Origin of the sequence: Nocardia sp. NPDC058058 (assembly GCF_042885355.1) — a bacterium.
Taxonomy (GTDB): Bacteria; Actinomycetota; Actinomycetes; order Mycobacteriales; family Mycobacteriaceae; genus Nocardia.
In genome coordinates this window covers 1,665,781-1,681,617 of record NZ_JBHVSA010000001.1, presented here as the reverse complement: position 1 = coordinate 1,681,617, position 15,837 = coordinate 1,665,781, and the positions used below count along the sequence as shown (strand labels likewise).

The window sequence follows — 15,837 nt, the reverse complement described above, 5'->3', positions numbered from 1 at the left end:
GGAATGTCGTCGCACGCGTTGATCGACCGATACCCCACCCGCACCGCCGGACCCGCACCCCATCTGGAGCGCATCGATCCCACCGTGTGGGGTGAGATCGGTATTCCGGAGCTGTCGAATTTCGATGCCGATGGTTACGCGATTCTCGACGGTCTGCTCGAGCGCGAGGAGGTCGCCGATGTGGTGGCCGAACTCGGCCGCATGACTCGCGATCCCGAACTCATGCTCGACGAGCGCGTCGTCATCGAGAAGGGCTCGAATCGCGTGCGCTCCATTTTCGAGGTGCACACGCTCAGTAACGTCATCGCGAATCTGGTGCGGGAGAGCCGAATCGCCGGTTTGGCGCGGCAGGTGCTCGGCTCCGAGGTGTACATCCACCAGAGCCGCATCAACTACATGCCCGGTCTGCGCGGCGCGGGTTTCTACTGGCATTCCGACTTCGAGACCTGGCATGCCGAAGACGGAATGCCCGCGCCCCGCGCGGTGAGCGTTTCCATCGCGCTCACCGACAATCACCCCTTCAATGGCAGCCTGATGGTGATGCCCGGCTCGCACCGGACATTCGTGCCCTGCGAAGGGGAGACGCCCGACGCGAATTACCGAAACTCCTTGCGCGAGCAGCAGATCGGCGTCCCGTCCGAAGCCGATATCACCGAACTCGCCAACAAGCACGGTATAGCCCAGTTCACCGGTCGCGCGGGCTCGGCCCTGCTGTTCGATTCGAACATCATGCACGGCTCGTCCAACAACATCACCCCGTTCCCGCGCTCCAACCTGTTCATCGTCTTCAACAGCGTCGAAAACACCCTCACCACCCCGTTCGCCGCTCCCGCTCCCCGCCCGACCCATATCGGCAGCCGCGACTTCCGCCCGATCGCCTGAGTGGTTCCCAGAATGGGGCACATGACCGATACGGCCGGGAACGCTTGACCGGCAACATGGTTCGGGTCCATCCGAGCAACTAGAGGAGTCGGTATTCGATGCGCAACCTTCGGAATGCCCTGCCCGTCACCATCGCCCTGGCCGCCGCCGGTGTCGCCCTGACCGCCCCGCAGGCCTCAGCCGAAATAGGTTCCCAGGTCATCATCGCGGGCGGCGGCCTCAGCAACGGCTACGGCACCGGCTGCACCTACGCGGTAACCGCCAACAGCGCCTCCACCGCTGGCATGGACTTCTACGACAACGGCGCCTGGTTCGCCGCCACCCAGGGCAGCCCCACCCCGAAAACCCACGTAGCCAACTGGACCCCCGCCACCCCCGGCACCCACATCCTCCAAATAGTCCAAAACGGCGACACCAAAACCATCCCCCTCACCGTGGGCACCGGCATCAACGGCGGCAGCTCCTGCCTCGTGATCTAACACCCGCCCCAACGTATTTCGCCGAGCGCCCCGCGGACCTATATGGTCCGCGGGGCGCTCAGTCGCTATCAAGCGCCACCGCGACCGCAACGCCGACAATCGCAACAGCGACGCGCGCGCCTCGTCGGCAGGATCATGAGTTGGGGACGACGCAGATGGTCAGTTTGACTCGGTCGTAGATGACTGCCGGTGAGGAACAGGGGTTGTCGGGGTAGACGTCGTTGAAGACCTGGGTGATTCGTTCGCTGTTGGGTTGGCGGGCAGCGCAATCGAGGCGATAGGGGTTCTTGGTGTCGGTGAGGTCCCAGCAGCTGTCGACCGTCATGTTGTAGGTGAAGCAGTACAGCGCCAGCCGGTAGCCGTCAGCGGTGCGGTGCCGGTAGCGGAAGGTCGCCTCGGGTCCGCAGTCGAGTTCCTGTGTCTCCGGCGTCAATTGGACCTGTTCGATCAGGCGGTATTTCGCCAGCGGTGTGTCGCAATCGGCGGGTCCGGCGGTATTGCTCGCCTGGTCCCAATACGCGCAACCGCCGACGGGCAGGCCCTCGTACTGATTCGGATACGCCCCCGCCACCGATGACGCGCACAGCCCCATAACCATCGCCGCCCCGAATGACATGGCGACGCCCAGTGTTCTCATTGTCGATCTCCCCGGAAAGTATTGGAACAGAACACAATACAGAAGAACCCGACCACCGTGCTCGAGGTGTCGTTTGTGGGGCGCAGCCGAATATATGGGCTCGGGACGAGGCAAGCCCCGCCGGTAGTCTGTGAAGACTGCCGGCGGGGCTTGTGGTCGGTACGTGTCAGGCCAGGCCGAGGCGTTCGGCGGCGAGGATGCGGATGTTCTTCTTGTCGGGCTTGCCGAGGCCGGTGAGGGGGAGTTCCTCGATGATGATGACGTGCTTGGGGACCTGGACCGAGCCCTTGCGCTGCTTCACGGCGGCCTGGATTTCGGCGGTGACCGTTTCGATCGCGGCGGGGTCGGCGGCGGTGGCCGGGTCCAGGACGATTACGGCGGTGACCGCTTCGCCGTAGTAGGCGTCGGGGACGCCGACCACTGCCACGTTCAGGACCTTGGGGTGTTCGGAGACAACGTCTTCCACCTCGCGGGGGAAGACGTTGAACCCGCCGGTGACGACCATGTCCTTGCTGCGGCCAACGATGAACAGGAAGCCGTCCTCGTCCTGGCGGGCGAGGTCGCCGGTGTGCAGCCAGCCGTTGGTGAAGGTTTCGGCGGTCACCTCGGGCAGGTTGAGGTAGCCACCGGCCAGCAACGGTCCGGAGACGCAGATTTCGCCGACTTCGCCCTGCGGGACCTGGTTGCCTTCCTTGTCCAGCAACGCGACTCGGATGGCGGTGGAGGGACGGCCGCAGGAGGTGAGGCGTTCCTTGTCGTGCTCCTCCTTACCGAGGTAGCTGATCGCCATGGGCGCCTCGGACTGACCGAAGTACTGGGCGAAGATCGGGCCGAACCGATCGATGGCCTCCTGCAACCGATTCGGGTCGATGGCGGCCGCGCCGTAGTAGACCGTCTCCAGCGAGGACAGGTCGCGGGTCTTGGAATCGGGGTGATCCAGCAGCGCGTAGAGCATGGACGGCACCAGCATGGTGGCGCTGATCTTGTGCTCTTCAATGGCTTTGAGCACCTCACCGGGCTCGAAGCGCGGCACCACCACGCACTGCCCACCGAGCAGCACCACGGGCAGGAAGAACGCCGCGCCCGCATGCGAAAGCGGTGTGCAGATAAGGAATTTCGGCCGCGTCGGCCATTCCCACTCCGAGAGCTGAATCTGCGTCATGGTGGCCATGGCCTGCGCGGTGCCGATGACACCCTTGGGCTTACCGGTGGTGCCACCGGTGTACGCGATGGAGATGACATCATCGGGCAGCAGTTCCACGGCCTCGACCGGCCGCGGCTCGTACTTGTCCGCTGCCGCGAGCAGATCCACGCCCACATCGGCGAGCTCCTCGGGCACGGGCCCGAGCGTCAGCACGCGGTTCAGCCCCTCGACGCGGTCCACCAGCTCGCGCGCCCGCTTGACGAACGCGGGTACCGGATCCAGGATCAGCGTCGTAATCCCGGCGTCCGCAAGCACATACGCGTGATCGTCCAGCCCGCCGATGGGATGCAGCGCGGTACGCCGCGAACCCACGATCTGACCCGCACCGATGGTGAACAGCACCTCGGGCCGGTTCAGCGCCAGCACGCCCACGGGCGTCCCGGTGCCGACGCCGTATTCCTCGAACGCCGCGATATACCGGCTCACGGCGTCCAAAACCTCACCGCCGGTGAGGATATGGTCGCCGAGCGTGAGCACCGGCCGGTTCTTGTGCCGCCGCAGCCCCGCCACCAGGGCGTGCCCATTGTGCACCGGCAGCCGCAGCAGGGTGTCGGGATCGATTGCAGTCATAGGGATCTCACTCCGTCCGGAATCAGAGGGTGTTGGCGGCGTACAGGGTGACAACCACCGCGCCGCCGAGGCCGAGGTTGTGCGCCAGCGCGGTGCGTGCGCCCGGCACCTGCCGGTCGCCCGCGAGTCCGCGCAGATGCCAGGACAATTCGGTGGCCTGCGCCAGGCCGGTCGCACCGAGCGGATGCCCCTTGGAGATGAGCCCGCCGGACGGATTCACCACCCAGGTACCGCCGTAGGTGGTCGCACCGGATTCGATCAGCGCACCGGACTCGCCTTCACCGCACAGTCCGAGCGCCTCATAGGTGATGAGCTCGTTGATGGTGAAGCAGTCGTGCAGCTCGATCACATCGACGTCATTCACGCCGATTCCGGCGGTGGCGAACACCTTCGAGGCCGCCGCGCGCGTCATGGGCGCACCCACCACATCGATCATGGACCCGGTCGAGAACGAGGTCCCGTCATCGGTGGCCAGCTCCTGCGCCAGGATCTCGATGGCCTGCGCCTCGAGCCCGTGTGCCCGCACGTACTCCTCGCTGACCACCACCGCGGCCGCCGCGCCATCGGACATGGGCGAGCACTGCGAACGCGTCAGCGGCCCGTGCACCGGCTTATCGCCGAGCACCTGCTCCAGCGTGTAGGCGTCCTGGAACTGCGCCAGCGGATTCCGCGTCGAATGCTCATGATTCTTGACCGCGACCGCCGCCAATTGCTCGGGTGTGGTGCCGTACTGCTTCATATGCTCGATGGCGGCATTGCCGAAGAACTGCGTGGTGATCGGCGCCTGGCTGAACTCGTACTGCCCGCGCATCACACCCAGGTGGTGGTCGACGGTGGTGGCCTTGGGTCGAGTCGCCGGACCCGCCATGGCCTCCTTGGTCATCTGCTCGAACCCGACCGCCAGTGCCACATCGACGATCCCGCTGCCGACCCATTCGCGCGCCAGCATCAGCGCGGTGGATCCGGTGGCGCAGTTGTTGTTCACGTTGACCACCGGAATCCCGGTCAGGCCCACGTCGTACAGCGCGCGCTGACCGGCGGCCGACGGCTGGAACACGTATCCCACGGCGGCGCGCTGCACCTGGTCATAGCCGACACCCGCATCGCCGAGTGCCCCGCGCACGGCCTCACCGACCATTTCGGGGTAGGTCCACTCGCGGGACCCGATCTTGACGAACGGGGTCATGTTGACACCGACGACGAAAACGCGACGCATAACTTGCTGTACTCCTCTTGTCCGGGAACGTTTTTCGGTTGTGACTAGTCCGCGCGCGGTACGCGGCCGTCGATATCTGTGAAGCCGTACGCCTCGGCGAGGTCGGCGACCTTCCAGGCTTTCCCGCCGCGCGCCTTGCGATTCGGATCCGCGGCCAGTGCGGCGACGGCGCGACCCGGGAAGCGCGGGGATTCGGCGTCATTGAGATCGAAGCTGCCCTCTCCGGGCAGGGTGACGATGCGATTGCCGTTCGCGTCCGCCGGAACCATTTGCAGCAGTTCGGTATCCACGATGCCCGGCCACAGCGAGACCGCGGTCGCCCCGGTCTCGGCGAGATCGTGCGCCAGATCGACGGTGAGCCGATCCAGTGCGGTCTTGCCGACGCCGTAGACGGCATTGTGCATGTACCGCACCGCGCCCGGCGAGGAAACGTTCACGATCAACCCGCCGGATTCGATCAGCAGCGGCGCGGCGAAAACGCTTGCCACATAGTGCGATCGCACCCCGATATCGAAGGTCTCATCCCACGCCTTGGCGGGTACCTCCCAGAATTTGCGGCCCAGCCAGCGCGCGGCGGCGGGGGAGTTGTAGACATTGTTCACCAGCACGTCGAGGCGGCCCTGTTCGTCACGCACCTGCGCGAACAGCTTCTCCACCGCCCCGTCGTCCTTGTGATCGCAGACCACCGGCACACCGACGCCGCCGAGCGCGTCGATCTCGGCGGCGGTGCCCGCCACCGTGCCGGGCAGGTGTCCGGGCGTAGTGGTGCGGCCGGTGACGTACACGGTCGCACCGGCCGCGCCCAGCTCCAGGGCGATGCCCTTGCCGATGCCACGGCTGGCTCCGGTCACCACGGCGACCGTTCCGGCGAGAATCTTGGGTATTTCGCTCACGACCTCTGGACACTACCTTGAAATAAGAACGTGTTCTAGAAATTGGAGGCGGTAGTGGAGCTGACGCATCGGACGGTGGATACCGGGGAGATCCGTATGCACGTGGCAGAGCAGGGTGAGGGGTATCCGGTCATCTTCTGCCACGGGTTCCCGCACACCTGGTTCATGTGGCACAACCAGCTGGAAGCGGTGGCCGCGGCCGGCTACCGCGCCATCGCGCCGGACCTGCGCGGGTACGGTCGCACCGACGCGCCCGCCGGGCTGGAGTCGTACACCAATGAGGCCGTGATCGGCGATCTGCTCTTCCTGCTCGACGATATCGGCGCGGACAAGGCCGTCTTCGTCGGCCTGGACTTCGGCGCGCAATTGGTCTGGGAGCTGTCCCTGCGCGCGCCCGAACGGGTCGCGGCGGTGGCGGTGCTGAACAATCCGTTCAGCCCGCGCCCGCCCCGCGCGCCCTCGGCCTTCTGGACCCGGGCGGCCGAGAAGCACTTCCTGCACCTGTCGTACTTCCAGACCCCCGGCATCGCCGATGCCGAACTCGCGGCCGATACCCGCGGTTTCCTGGCCCGGGTGTACTACTCGCTCAGCGGCGAGTACCACTACCTGGACACCTGGAAGAACCCGCCCGGCCTGGGCTACCTGGATGTGCTGCCCGAGGCTCCGCCGCTGCCCTGGGCCTGGCTCTCGCAGGAGGAATTCGACACGCTGGTGGCCGATTTCGAACGCACCGGATTCACCGGCGGCCTGAACTGGTACCGCAATCTGGACCGCAACTGGGAACTCACCGAGGCGTTCGCGGACGCCGAGGTCTCGGTTCCGGCCTTCTTCCTCTACGGCGAGAAGGATCCGGATATGGAGGGCTTCAGCGGTCGCGATCCACTGGCGACCATGCGCGCGGGTGTGCCCGATCTGCGCACGGTGACCGAGGTTCCGGCGGCGGGCCACCTGGTCCAGCTGGAACGCCCCGACGCCGTGAACGCCTTCCTGATCGACACCCTGCAATCGTTGGGCGTACCCGCGGCCGTCAACTCCTAGCGCCGATGGTGGCCCGCGCAACGGGTACGCGGGCCACCGATTCGCCGCCGAGAACTCGAATCGATCGCGAAATCGGTCCTGTACCAAGAGAAATCGGCCGCGTCGAGGCCCGATATCGGCCTGCGGCGCGGCGATTCTTCTATCGTCTCCAGGTATGGACAGCACTGCGCTGCGCAAGGAAATCGATCGCCGCCTCGAACCGTGGTCGGCACAACTGGGCCCCGATCGAATCGCCTACACCAACCACGTCATCCGGGTCATCGCACTCAGTGACCTGATCGCCCGGGGGCCGGGCCCCGCGCCGAGCGATCGGCCGGAGTTCCTGGCGGCGGGCGTATTTCACGACCTCGGCATCTGGACCGCCGGCACCTTCGACTACCTCGCCCCGTCCGAGGAACTCGCCGGGCACTGGCTCGAGGGCAACGGCCAGAGCGAACTCACCCCGCTGGTCACCCGGATGATCGACCAGCACCACAAACTCCGGTCGGCGGGCGAGGATGACGACCCGGTGGAGATCTTCCGCCGGGCCGACGCCGTCGATGTGGAAATGGCGGTGCTGGGCCGCTTCGGCGTGCGGCGAGCCGCCTACCGGGAACTGACCGAGGAGTTCCCGGACGCCGGATTCCACCGCCGTCTACTCCAGCTCGGCGCGGAACGCATTCGCACACACCCGCTTTCCCCGCTGCCCGTGCTCAAGTGGTGAGTGGTCCGAGAGCGAGGAGTCGACGCCGCGCCGAGTCGCCGATCAGGCCGGACGGGTCGCACGGAAATAGGTGACCCGGCTGACGTGCCGGTAGACCTTGGAATCCACCTCCTGGCAATCGAATCCGGCCTTGCGGAGCAGGCTGGGAATGCCGTCGCCGAGATTGGCGGCCACGTGCGGGTTCTTCAGCATGCGACGGGCGCTGAACCCATCGGCGGCGGTGAGGTTACCGCCGATATCCACCAGGTGCAGCTGCCCGCCGGGGCGCAGCACGCGGAAGACTTCGGCCGCCGTGGCCTCCTTCACCTCGGGGTCGAGGTGATGCAGCATGAAGGCCGACAGCACGTGGTCGAAACCGCCGTCCGGGAAAGGCAGTGCCTGACTGTAGGCGCGTTCGTAGCGAAGTCCATTGCGGCCTTTGCTCTTACGCTCGGCGCGAGCCAGCGCCAGCGGATCCGGATCGGTGCCGATCAGCTCCGCGCCGGGCTGAGCATTCTTGGCGGCAATGGTGAGATTTCCGGTACCGCAGCCGATTTCGAGGACGCGGTCCCCGGGTGCGAGGCTCGCCTGCCGCAGTAGCGCGCTGTGCACCTTACCGGCACCCAGCGCCCTGGTCAGTATGTCGTAGTACGGCAGCATGGCATCGCGCCCGGCGGCGGGGAGATAGTCGTGGTCATTGCCCATGGCCTGCGAAAGCGGAGTATTTTTCGTCATGTGCTCCATGCTCGTCGCCTTGCGGCCACAGCAATTGGGGGATTTTCGGTAGAACTGGGATTATCTTTGGTTCATGTCCGAACGCATGCACCCCATCCGATATCAGGCGGGTGTGCCGGTGTACCGCTACGCCACCGACCCGGCGGTGCCACCGCTCTCGGTCATGCGCTTCACCGGCGATATGCGGCCCGCGCACGGGGTACCGCACATTCACGACTTTCCGGTGCTCATGTACATCGCCGCCGGAACCGATGACGACGACCCGGCCTCGCGCACCGGTGATCTCTACGTCGTCGCGCCCGGTGCGGTCATCGACGCGGCCGGAATGCGAATGGGCAGCGCGGTCGGCGTGCTCTTCGACCCGGCCGCGCTCGGTGACGACACCGGCACGCCGTGGCCCGCCTGGCGCGGACATCCGCTGCTGTTCCCCTTCCTGCACGGCACCTCCACGGGCCTGCTGCGACTGCGGGTGCCGCCGGAACGGCAACCGGTGTGGGAGAGCACGCTCGCCGCGATCGAGGAGGAACTGGCCGCGCGCCGCACCGGATTCCGGCAGGCCGCCGCCGCACATCTGACCCTGCTGCTGGTCGATGTCGCGCGCCTGGCCGTCGATGTGGTGGGCGATCTGCGGCGCAGCAATGAGACCGTACTGGCCGAGGTATTCGAGGTGATCGAACAGCGCTTCGCCGAACAGATCTCGCTGCGCGATGTGGCGAAATCGGTCGGCATGACCCCCGCCTACCTCACCACGCTGGTGCGCCGCCGCACCGGGCGCACCGTACAGGACTGGCTCATCGATCGCCGGATGTCCGAGGCGCGCCGCCTGCTCGCCGAATCGGAGTTGCCCATCAACGATATCGCCAGGCGCGTAGGCGTTTTCGATCCCGGCTACTTCACCCGCCGCTTCCGCCGCGAACACGGAATGACCCCGCGGGCGTGGCGTGAACGCCTGGATCCCGCGGGGTCATTCGGCTGAGGGTCAGGAATTATTGCGCAGGAACGACACCGCGTTCGCCGCACCCGCCACGGTGATATCGGGCTTACCGTCGCCGTTGAAATCGGCGATCACCGGCGTTTGCGGCTGCCCGGTCACCGGATAGCTGTTGGCGATGGTGAGGGTGCCGTCGCCATTTCCGTTGAACACCACGATCTTCGAGCTCAATACCGCCGACATCGCGGCATCCAGGGTGCCGTTGTGATCGAAATCCGCGACCGCGATACTGGTCGGGCCGAGGCCGGACAGATTCACCCGATTGGTTTTCTTGAAGCCGCCCTGACCGTCCGAGATCAGCACGGTGGTGCTGAACGAGAACGAATCCGCGGTGACGATATCGTCGATGCCGTCACCGTTGAAATCACCCGCCCGGACATCCTCGGTGATCAATCCGCTGGTGCTGGCGCCACGGCGGGTGAACCCGCCATCGCCATTACCGGTGAACACCTCCACCTGTTGCAGCAGATCATTGTTCACGGCGATATCGATCTTATTGTCGCTGTTGAACTTTCCGGTGGTGAACGCCGCCGCCGGACCGGCGATGAGCGCGGACGGACCCGACTTCAACGTCCCGTCGCCCTGCCCCAGCCAGGTCTGCACCCCGGTCGGAATCAGGCTCAGCACATCGGCTTTCCCGTCCCCATTGGCATCGGCGACGATGACCTCCTGCTGTGCGCCTTCGAGGGTGGTGTACTTCTTGCCCACCTTGAAGGTGCCGTCGCCATTGTTCAAAAAGACAACGATCTGGGTCCAGGCCTGCGCGACCACATCGGGCTTACCGTCGCCATTGAGATCACCCGCCCCGATGGCGCCGAATCCGATGCCCACCGAACCGACGCGCTTTCCGGGCGAGAAGGTGCCATCGCCCTTGCCCGCCATGATAATCGGGCCATCGCCCTGAAAATCGGCGGCGACGATATCGGGCACCCCGTCCCCGGTGAAATCCGCCCCCACCATTCCGATCGGCGACGGCCCCGGCCCCCAGGACGGAAACGACCCGCCCGAAGGCGAGTCGACCGATGCCGCGAATTGAATACTGCCCGCCGCCCAGGCCGCTCCCGGTAGCACGAGAACAATGGCCGAGGCGGCGGCGGAAATGGCGAGGAAGGCGCGCAAAGTGCGAAGTTGCATAGGTGTTCCTGATTCGCAGTAGCACCACCGTGCGGTGGTGGCCACGGACTCTAGGACACCCGCAACCGGCATTCTCACGGCTTCAACGCTTTTCGGCCGATTGCCGGACTCGCGCGGATTTCCTGGTGCAATCCGCCAAAGACGCGGCCTCGCCTCACAGCACGCGGCGCAACGCCTCCGGGGTCAGATCCGCGAGGGTGGGATATCCGTCGACGGCCATGATGAGATCGGCCTCGGCGAGCAGCGTGCGCAGCACATGCACGATGCCCTCGGTACCGCCGAGCGCCAAGCCGTAGGCGTACGGACGGCCGATGCCGACCGCGGTGGCCCCGAGCGCCAGCGCCTTGACGATGTCCGCGCCCGAGCGAATACCGGAGTCGAACAGCACCGGCAGCCCGTCGGCCGCCGCCACCACATCCGGGAGCAGATCGATGGCCGGAATACCGCCATTGGCCTGCCGCCCACCGTGATTGGAGCAGTAGATGCCGTCCACGCCGCCATCGCGGGCGCGCCGGGCGTCATCGGGATGCGAGATGCCCTTCACGATCAACGGCAGCGTGGTGAGCGAGCGCAGCCACGGCAGATCGGCCCAGGTGAGCGGGTTTCCGAAAAGCTGGATCCAGCGCAGGATCGCCGTCTGCGGATCCTCGGCGGGTGACTTCGCCAGACTCTTCAGGAAGACCGGATCGCTGAAGTAGTTCGCCAGGCAGTGCCCGCGCAGCTGCGGGAAATTGCCGGTGGACAGATCGCGCGGCCGCCACCCCGTGACCCAGGTGTCCAGAGTGACCACGATGCCCTTGTAGCCCGCCTTTTCGGCGCGCTCCACGAGGCTGGCCGCGAGATCGCGATCGGTGGGGGTGTAGAGCTGGAAAAAGCCCGGGGTATCACCGAATTCGGCCGCCACCTCCTCGAGCGGATCGACGGTGAGCGTGGAGGCGACCATGGGCACCCCGGTGCGGGCGGCGGCGCGGGCCGTGGCCAGATCGCCGTGCCCGTCCCGATCGCAGATGCCGATCACGCCGATGGGCGCCATGAAAACCGGTGCGGGCAAGGTCATTCCGAACAGCTCGACCGAGAGATCGCGCTGCGCCGCGCCGACGAACATGCGCGGGATGAGCCCCCAGTGGTCGAAGGCGCTGACATTGGCGCGCTGGGTGCGCTCATCGCCCGCGCCGCCGGCGACATAGGACCACACCGAGGGCGGCATGGCGGTCTGGGCGCGGGCTTCGAGCTCGCCGAAGCTCACCGGGAACGTGGGCACCACGCCGCGCAGGCCATTGAAGTAGATCTCGTTCTGATAGTCACCGAACGCCATGCCGCAGTCTCCAGCTCTCTCCGCATCGAGGGTCGTATCGATTGTGCGAGACTGAACGATGCGGGCGGGTATTTCGCAGGATGTCGCCAGGAAGTCGGGTCGCAATGCAGGATGATGCCAGGCGGTTGAGTGAGGACGACCTCGCGCTCATTCACGCCCTGCAACTGCGCCCGCGCGCCTCCTGGACCGAACTCGGGGCGGTACTGGGCGTCGACCCGGTGACCGTGGCGCGGCGCTGGCAGCGGCTCGGTGAGCGCGGTGAGGCCTGGGTGTGCATGTCACCGGGCCCGGCGCTCTACGATCACGTCTGCGCGGCCTACGTCGATATCGATTGCGCCGCAGGGGAAACCGCGAGCGTGGTGGCCGCGCTCGCCCGGCATCCGCATATGCTCACCCTGGAACGCGCCGGTGGCAGCAATCGCGTCTTCGCCACGGTCGCGACGCGGGACTTCGACCAGATGGCGCGCTACACCCTGGACCAACTCCCGGCCATCGCGCATATCGCCGCCGTGCGCACCCAGATCGTCACGCACTGGTTCGCCGAGGGCGGCAGCTGGCGTATCGACGCCCTCGCCCCGGAGCAGCGCCAACGCTTGCGCGCGCCCGCGATAGCCGCCACCCGTGCCCACGATCGCCGGATCAGCGCGGCCGATCGCGACATGATGGCGGAACTCTCGCGCGATGGCCGGGCCTCGCATCGCGCGGTCGCGGCCGCCCTGGGCATCAGCGGGGCCACCGTCAAGCGGCGCATCGATGAACTCACCCGGCTGGGCATGCTGAAGTTCCGCTGCGATTTCGCGCGCCCGCTGGGCGGGTGGCCGGTGGCGGTCACCTATCGGGCCACCGCGCCCACCGCCGCGCTGCCCGAGATCGGTTACGCCCTCATCCGGCTACCGCAGACCCGCAATTGCGCCGCCGTCAGTGGCACCCACAATCTCGTGCTGCAGGCCGGGCTGCATTCGGTCGCCGAGGTGACGCGTTTCGAAAACCAGCTCACCACAGCCCATCCGGGACTGCTCGTCGCCGAACGCACCGTGACGCTGCGGCATGAGAAGCTGCTCGGTCGAATTCTGGACTCGCACGGCCGATCCCGCGCCGTCGTGCCGCCCGATATCTGGGCCGATACGACTCAGTAGTTCGCGTTCAGATAGTCCGCGGCGTGCGTGGTCCACAGCACGCCGGTGCCGGGCATGGTGTGCCCGGAATAACGCACATGCTCGCCGTCCGGCCACGGGGTGAGGTAGCCGAGCAGTCCGCGCACCGCCTCGGAATACCGGTCGATATTGGCGATCGGGTTCTGCAGCAGGAAGTTCAGCAGTTCCTGGAACAGCGGTGCGGTGAGGTTCCCGATGCGCGCGCCCTCGATCAGCGAGAACGGAGAGATGGTGGTATCGATGAACCGCAGCGGCGAATCCGCGGGCGCGGACGTGATGATGTCATTGGGATTGGCGTACTCCCGCACATCGATCCCCGCCGGCCAGGCGTTGCGTTTGCCGTGCAGGCCGAAAGTGCCGGAACCGCAGAGATTTCCGACGGACTGACCGGGCCTGCGCATCGGGTTGGCGATGTTCACCACGAACGCGATCTCCAGCGGAGATCCGTCGGTATTGGTGTAGAGCCCGGTCCGCACGCCCGCCAGAATGGTGCTCGCGACAATGCCGCCCAGCGAATAGCTCAGCAGCCCACAGATATTCGGTGAATCCTGAATGGCCTTGACCCCCGCCGCCACGCCCTTGCGCACCGAGGTCTCCAACGACGGCCCCCATACCGCCGGCTCCGGGCCGATGGACGCGGGCCAATCCGGTTCGAAACAGTCGAATTTCGCGGGATCCAGCAATTTGGCCACATCGTGCAGCATGCCCGCCGGGGTGCCGTCCGTGCTGCGCTGCTCGCCGGTGCCGCGCAGGGTGATTACGTCGATCATGATCGTCCCCTCCTGCGGCGAACCGTTCGCCGCCGAGATGACGTTAGAACTGGTCAGCGCATGAAACGCGAGTAGCGCACTACCCGAAATCGCGGACCGCGCCAGGTTCCGTCTCGCGCCCGATTCCGGCGACACACCGAATTGCGCGGGCGGCGGTCGGTAGGGTCGAAGGTTCCACCAGCATTCGAACTCGAAAGGCGTCGCTCATGCTCGCCGACCGATATGCCGCCGCATTCCACTCCGTTGATACGACCGCACTCTGTGATGCCGACAAGTCATTACGGGTGATGGACAGTGCGATTCGACCGCGTTCGGCGGGTATCGGAATCCTGGGACCCGCCTTCACCGTTCGCTGTCAGGACGACTTCTTCGGGGCATTGCGCGCCATCGAGGCCGCCGCGCCCGGCGATGTAGTCATCATCGACGGGGGCAGCAGTGAAATCGCCCTGGCCGGTGAGCTTTTCGCGCGTGGTGCGCTGGTGCGCGGACTCGGCGGCATCATCGTCGACGGCGGGTACCGCGATATCGGTTATGTGCGCGAATGCGAACTGCCCATCTACAGCCGCTTCATCACGCCGATGTCCGGTTCCACCACCGAACTCGGGGAACTCCAGGTGCGGGTCACCTGCGGTGGCGTGCCGGTGAGTCCCGGCGATGTGGTGCTGGCCGATCAGGAGGGCATCGTGGTGGTGGACCCGGCCGCGCTGGACGGGCTGCTGGCCGCCGCGACCGCGGTCAAACAGGCCGAATCCCGGGTCATCGCGAAACTCGATGCGGGAGCGACCCTGAGCGACTGCCTCAATATCGCCGCGCACACCGAGGCGCTGGAGAACGATGCGGAATCCGCGCTGACCTTCCTGGTCTGATCGGCCCGCCTACCGGGTCACCGCCCCCGAATCCGGTACCCTGCCTCCGGTTCGATGATCTGTCCACGATTGGTCCGGAAATCCGAAAGACGGGGCACGATGAGCGGATTGGAAGTTTCGCGCGGCATAGCCGGTACGGCGGTCGCGGCAGCATGTCTGGCGGTGACGGTGGCCGTCATCGCACCGCAGGCGGGCGCGGCGGCGACGCCCAACCTGTCGGTCTCCATGTCGGGGGCGCCGATCGGGCCGGTCAAGGTGGCCTCGGTGGGCTGCGGGCAGACCGCGATCGCCTCGGTGAAAATGGCGGACGGCACCCCGGTCTCGCGCGGGTTCGTCGAATTCACCAGCCACCTGCCGAATATGGGCGGCAATGTGGTGGGCACCGTGCCGGTCACCGATGGCACCGCCAGCATCTTCTGGGTGCCGGGTGTCGAGGGCACGCATACGGTGAGCGCGTTCTACTTCGACGATTCGTCGGATATGCGTCCCGCGGTCGGTCAGACCACCATCAACGCCGTGAACCTGAACGGTATGTGCGTCTGATTCGTACGACGGTTGCTCCGGCCCGAGTCACTGTGGGCCGGAGCGCTTTTCAACTCGTGTACAGGCCGATCACCGGTTTCCGGGACGGTTGCAGGGTGGCCAGCAGGGTGCGCACCACATCCTCGGAGACGGCCACGCAGCCCGCCGTGGGCCTGCCGATATCGCCGTGTACGAAGAACGCCGAACCCGCGCCGGGTTCCGCCGGAAAACGGTTGTAATCGATGACCAGCGCGTGGTTGTACTGCGGATCGGTCCGGCCCAGATTCTCGCTCAGCGAGGTGTCGAACGGGCAGTCCGGGGATGCGCAGCGGAAACTCCGGTTGTACAGCGGACTTTCCACATCCGAGACCCACCACCAGGTATTGGATCGGTCGATCGCGATGTACGGCAGTCGCGCGGCCGGATCGGGAATGCGGCCGAATCCCTCGGTCAATGCGAAAGTGCCCTTGGGCGTGAAGGACCGGCCCTCCGCGGCGAGTTCGGAGATGCCCTCCGAGCCGACCCACGCGGGTGTCGCGAAGCTGCGCTTCCAGTCGCGCAGGCGATTTCGCTGCCACAACTCCAGGGTGCCGCGCGCCTCACCCGCGGGTGCGGTCACCCACACCACCTGGGTGCCGGGGACCGAATCGGGATCGAATGGCGGTTTGTCCGTACTGACGCGCGGCAAAAGCGCAACGCCGAGCCCAACGACGAATACCGCCATGATCCACCGCCCTGCTGTTAGAACG

At 66.3% G+C, this 15,837-nt stretch carries 17 protein-coding genes; 8 read left to right on the top strand and 9 right to left on the bottom strand.

The window, feature by feature from the left end:
- Positions 1 to 3: 3 nt before the first annotated feature.
- A complete protein-coding gene (gene thpD, locus ACFVUS_RS07780; RefSeq protein WP_387762407.1) occupies positions 4 to 882 on the top strand; it encodes an ectoine hydroxylase in 879 nt (292 codons plus the stop codon).
- A 98-nt stretch (positions 883 to 980) separates the two neighbouring features.
- Complete coding sequence (locus ACFVUS_RS07775) at positions 981 to 1,361, top strand: hypothetical protein (RefSeq protein ID WP_387762406.1); 381 nt, start codon at positions 981 to 983, stop codon at positions 1,359 to 1,361.
- A 133-nt stretch (positions 1,362 to 1,494) separates the two neighbouring features.
- On the opposite strand, the gene ACFVUS_RS07770 is transcribed toward ACFVUS_RS07775, so the two are convergent.
- The 4 genes from ACFVUS_RS07770 to ACFVUS_RS07755 all read right to left on the bottom strand — a co-directional run bounded on the left by ACFVUS_RS07770 (position 1,495) and on the right by ACFVUS_RS07755 (position 5,881).
- Positions 1,495 to 1,998, bottom strand: coding sequence for a hypothetical protein (locus ACFVUS_RS07770; RefSeq protein WP_387762405.1), 504 nt, complete (start codon positions 1,996 to 1,998; stop codon positions 1,495 to 1,497).
- Between the two features lie 166 nt (positions 1,999 to 2,164).
- Complete coding sequence (gene fadD8, locus ACFVUS_RS07765; RefSeq protein ID WP_387762404.1) at positions 2,165 to 3,772, bottom strand: fatty-acid--CoA ligase FadD8; 1,608 nt, start codon at positions 3,770 to 3,772, stop codon at positions 2,165 to 2,167.
- Positions 3,773 to 3,794: 22 nt separating this feature from the next.
- The gene (locus ACFVUS_RS07760) at positions 3,795 to 4,988 is read right to left on the bottom strand and encodes a beta-ketoacyl synthase N-terminal-like domain-containing protein (RefSeq protein ID WP_387762403.1); all 1,194 of its coding nucleotides are present in this window, start codon (positions 4,986 to 4,988) and stop codon (positions 3,795 to 3,797) included.
- A 44-nt stretch (positions 4,989 to 5,032) separates the two neighbouring features.
- Positions 5,033 to 5,881, bottom strand: coding sequence for an SDR family NAD(P)-dependent oxidoreductase (locus tag ACFVUS_RS07755; protein ID WP_387762402.1), 849 nt, complete (start codon positions 5,879 to 5,881; stop codon positions 5,033 to 5,035).
- Positions 5,882 to 5,935: 54 nt separating this feature from the next.
- On the opposite strand from ACFVUS_RS07755, the gene ACFVUS_RS07750 reads away from it, so the two are divergent.
- Positions 5,936 to 6,919, top strand: a complete 984-nt coding sequence (locus tag ACFVUS_RS07750) for an alpha/beta fold hydrolase (RefSeq protein ID WP_387762401.1) — start codon at positions 5,936 to 5,938, stop codon at positions 6,917 to 6,919.
- 154 nt (positions 6,920 to 7,073) lie between these two features.
- Positions 7,074 to 7,622 (top strand): HD domain-containing protein, encoded by a 549-nt coding sequence (locus ACFVUS_RS07745; protein ID WP_387762400.1) that lies wholly within the window; start codon positions 7,074 to 7,076, stop codon positions 7,620 to 7,622.
- A 42-nt stretch (positions 7,623 to 7,664) separates the two neighbouring features.
- Here the strand turns inward: ACFVUS_RS07745 and ACFVUS_RS07740 are convergent, their stop codons facing one another.
- The gene (locus tag ACFVUS_RS07740) at positions 7,665 to 8,336 is read right to left on the bottom strand and encodes a methyltransferase domain-containing protein (RefSeq protein ID WP_387762399.1); all 672 of its coding nucleotides are present in this window, start codon (positions 8,334 to 8,336) and stop codon (positions 7,665 to 7,667) included.
- A 73-nt stretch (positions 8,337 to 8,409) separates the two neighbouring features.
- Between ACFVUS_RS07740 and ACFVUS_RS07735 the strand changes: the two genes are divergently transcribed.
- Complete coding sequence (locus ACFVUS_RS07735; RefSeq protein ID WP_387762398.1) at positions 8,410 to 9,312, top strand: helix-turn-helix transcriptional regulator; 903 nt, start codon at positions 8,410 to 8,412, stop codon at positions 9,310 to 9,312.
- A 3-nt stretch (positions 9,313 to 9,315) separates the two neighbouring features.
- Here ACFVUS_RS07735 and ACFVUS_RS07730 read toward each other — a convergent pair whose 3' ends face one another.
- Together ACFVUS_RS07730 and ACFVUS_RS07725 are read right to left on the bottom strand one after the other, a co-directional pair.
- On the bottom strand, positions 9,316 to 10,461 hold the full coding sequence (locus ACFVUS_RS07730; RefSeq protein ID WP_387762397.1) for an FG-GAP repeat domain-containing protein: 1,146 nt from the start codon (positions 10,459 to 10,461) through the stop codon (positions 9,316 to 9,318).
- 154 nt (positions 10,462 to 10,615) lie between these two features.
- Complete coding sequence (locus ACFVUS_RS07725) at positions 10,616 to 11,776, bottom strand: lactate 2-monooxygenase (protein WP_387762396.1); 1,161 nt, start codon at positions 11,774 to 11,776, stop codon at positions 10,616 to 10,618.
- Between the two features lie 125 nt (positions 11,777 to 11,901).
- Between ACFVUS_RS07725 and ACFVUS_RS07720 the strand changes: the two genes are divergently transcribed.
- Positions 11,902 to 12,912, top strand: a complete 1,011-nt coding sequence (locus tag ACFVUS_RS07720; protein ID WP_387762394.1) for an Lrp/AsnC family transcriptional regulator — start codon at positions 11,902 to 11,904, stop codon at positions 12,910 to 12,912.
- On the opposite strand, the gene ACFVUS_RS07715 is transcribed toward ACFVUS_RS07720, so the two are convergent.
- The gene (locus tag ACFVUS_RS07715) at positions 12,906 to 13,700 is read right to left on the bottom strand and encodes a hypothetical protein (RefSeq protein WP_387762393.1); all 795 of its coding nucleotides are present in this window, start codon (positions 13,698 to 13,700) and stop codon (positions 12,906 to 12,908) included. The genes ACFVUS_RS07720 and ACFVUS_RS07715 overlap by 7 nt on opposite strands.
- 206 nt (positions 13,701 to 13,906) lie before the next feature.
- Between ACFVUS_RS07715 and ACFVUS_RS07710 the strand changes: the two genes are divergently transcribed.
- The gene (locus ACFVUS_RS07710; RefSeq protein ID WP_387762391.1) at positions 13,907 to 14,566 is read left to right on the top strand and encodes an RraA family protein; all 660 of its coding nucleotides are present in this window, start codon (positions 13,907 to 13,909) and stop codon (positions 14,564 to 14,566) included.
- Positions 14,567 to 14,665: 99 nt separating this feature from the next.
- The gene (locus ACFVUS_RS07705; protein WP_387762390.1) at positions 14,666 to 15,109 is read left to right on the top strand and encodes a hypothetical protein; all 444 of its coding nucleotides are present in this window, start codon (positions 14,666 to 14,668) and stop codon (positions 15,107 to 15,109) included.
- 49 nt (positions 15,110 to 15,158) lie between these two features.
- Here the strand turns inward: ACFVUS_RS07705 and ACFVUS_RS07700 are convergent, their stop codons facing one another.
- The gene (locus ACFVUS_RS07700) at positions 15,159 to 15,812 is read right to left on the bottom strand and encodes a L,D-transpeptidase (protein WP_387762389.1); all 654 of its coding nucleotides are present in this window, start codon (positions 15,810 to 15,812) and stop codon (positions 15,159 to 15,161) included.
- Between the last annotated feature and the right edge of the window lie 25 nt (positions 15,813 to 15,837).

Coding starts and splice junctions, on each gene's coding strand:
- thpD (WP_387762407.1), top strand. CDS start 4: ATGTCGTCGCACGCGTTGATCGACCGATACCCCACCCGCACCGCCGGA.
- ACFVUS_RS07775 (WP_387762406.1), top strand. CDS start 981: ATGCGCAACCTTCGGAATGCCCTGCCCGTCACCATCGCCCTGGCCGCC.
- ACFVUS_RS07770 (WP_387762405.1), bottom strand. CDS start 1,998: ATGAGAACACTGGGCGTCGCCATGTCATTCGGGGCGGCGATGGTTATG.
- fadD8 (WP_387762404.1), bottom strand. CDS start 3,772: ATGACTGCAATCGATCCCGACACCCTGCTGCGGCTGCCGGTGCACAAT.
- ACFVUS_RS07760 (WP_387762403.1), bottom strand. CDS start 4,988: ATGCGTCGCGTTTTCGTCGTCGGTGTCAACATGACCCCGTTCGTCAAG.
- ACFVUS_RS07745 (WP_387762400.1), top strand. CDS start 7,074: ATGGACAGCACTGCGCTGCGCAAGGAAATCGATCGCCGCCTCGAACCG.
- ACFVUS_RS07740 (WP_387762399.1), bottom strand. CDS start 8,336: ATGACGAAAAATACTCCGCTTTCGCAGGCCATGGGCAATGACCACGAC.
- ACFVUS_RS07735 (WP_387762398.1), top strand. CDS start 8,410: ATGTCCGAACGCATGCACCCCATCCGATATCAGGCGGGTGTGCCGGTG.
- ACFVUS_RS07730 (WP_387762397.1), bottom strand. CDS start 10,461: ATGCAACTTCGCACTTTGCGCGCCTTCCTCGCCATTTCCGCCGCCGCC.
- ACFVUS_RS07725 (WP_387762396.1), bottom strand. CDS start 11,776: ATGGCGTTCGGTGACTATCAGAACGAGATCTACTTCAATGGCCTGCGC.
- ACFVUS_RS07715 (WP_387762393.1), bottom strand. CDS start 13,700: ATGATCGACGTAATCACCCTGCGCGGCACCGGCGAGCAGCGCAGCACG.
- ACFVUS_RS07710 (WP_387762391.1), top strand. CDS start 13,907: ATGCTCGCCGACCGATATGCCGCCGCATTCCACTCCGTTGATACGACC.
- ACFVUS_RS07705 (WP_387762390.1), top strand. CDS start 14,666: ATGAGCGGATTGGAAGTTTCGCGCGGCATAGCCGGTACGGCGGTCGCG.
- ACFVUS_RS07700 (WP_387762389.1), bottom strand. CDS start 15,812: ATGGCGGTATTCGTCGTTGGGCTCGGCGTTGCGCTTTTGCCGCGCGTC.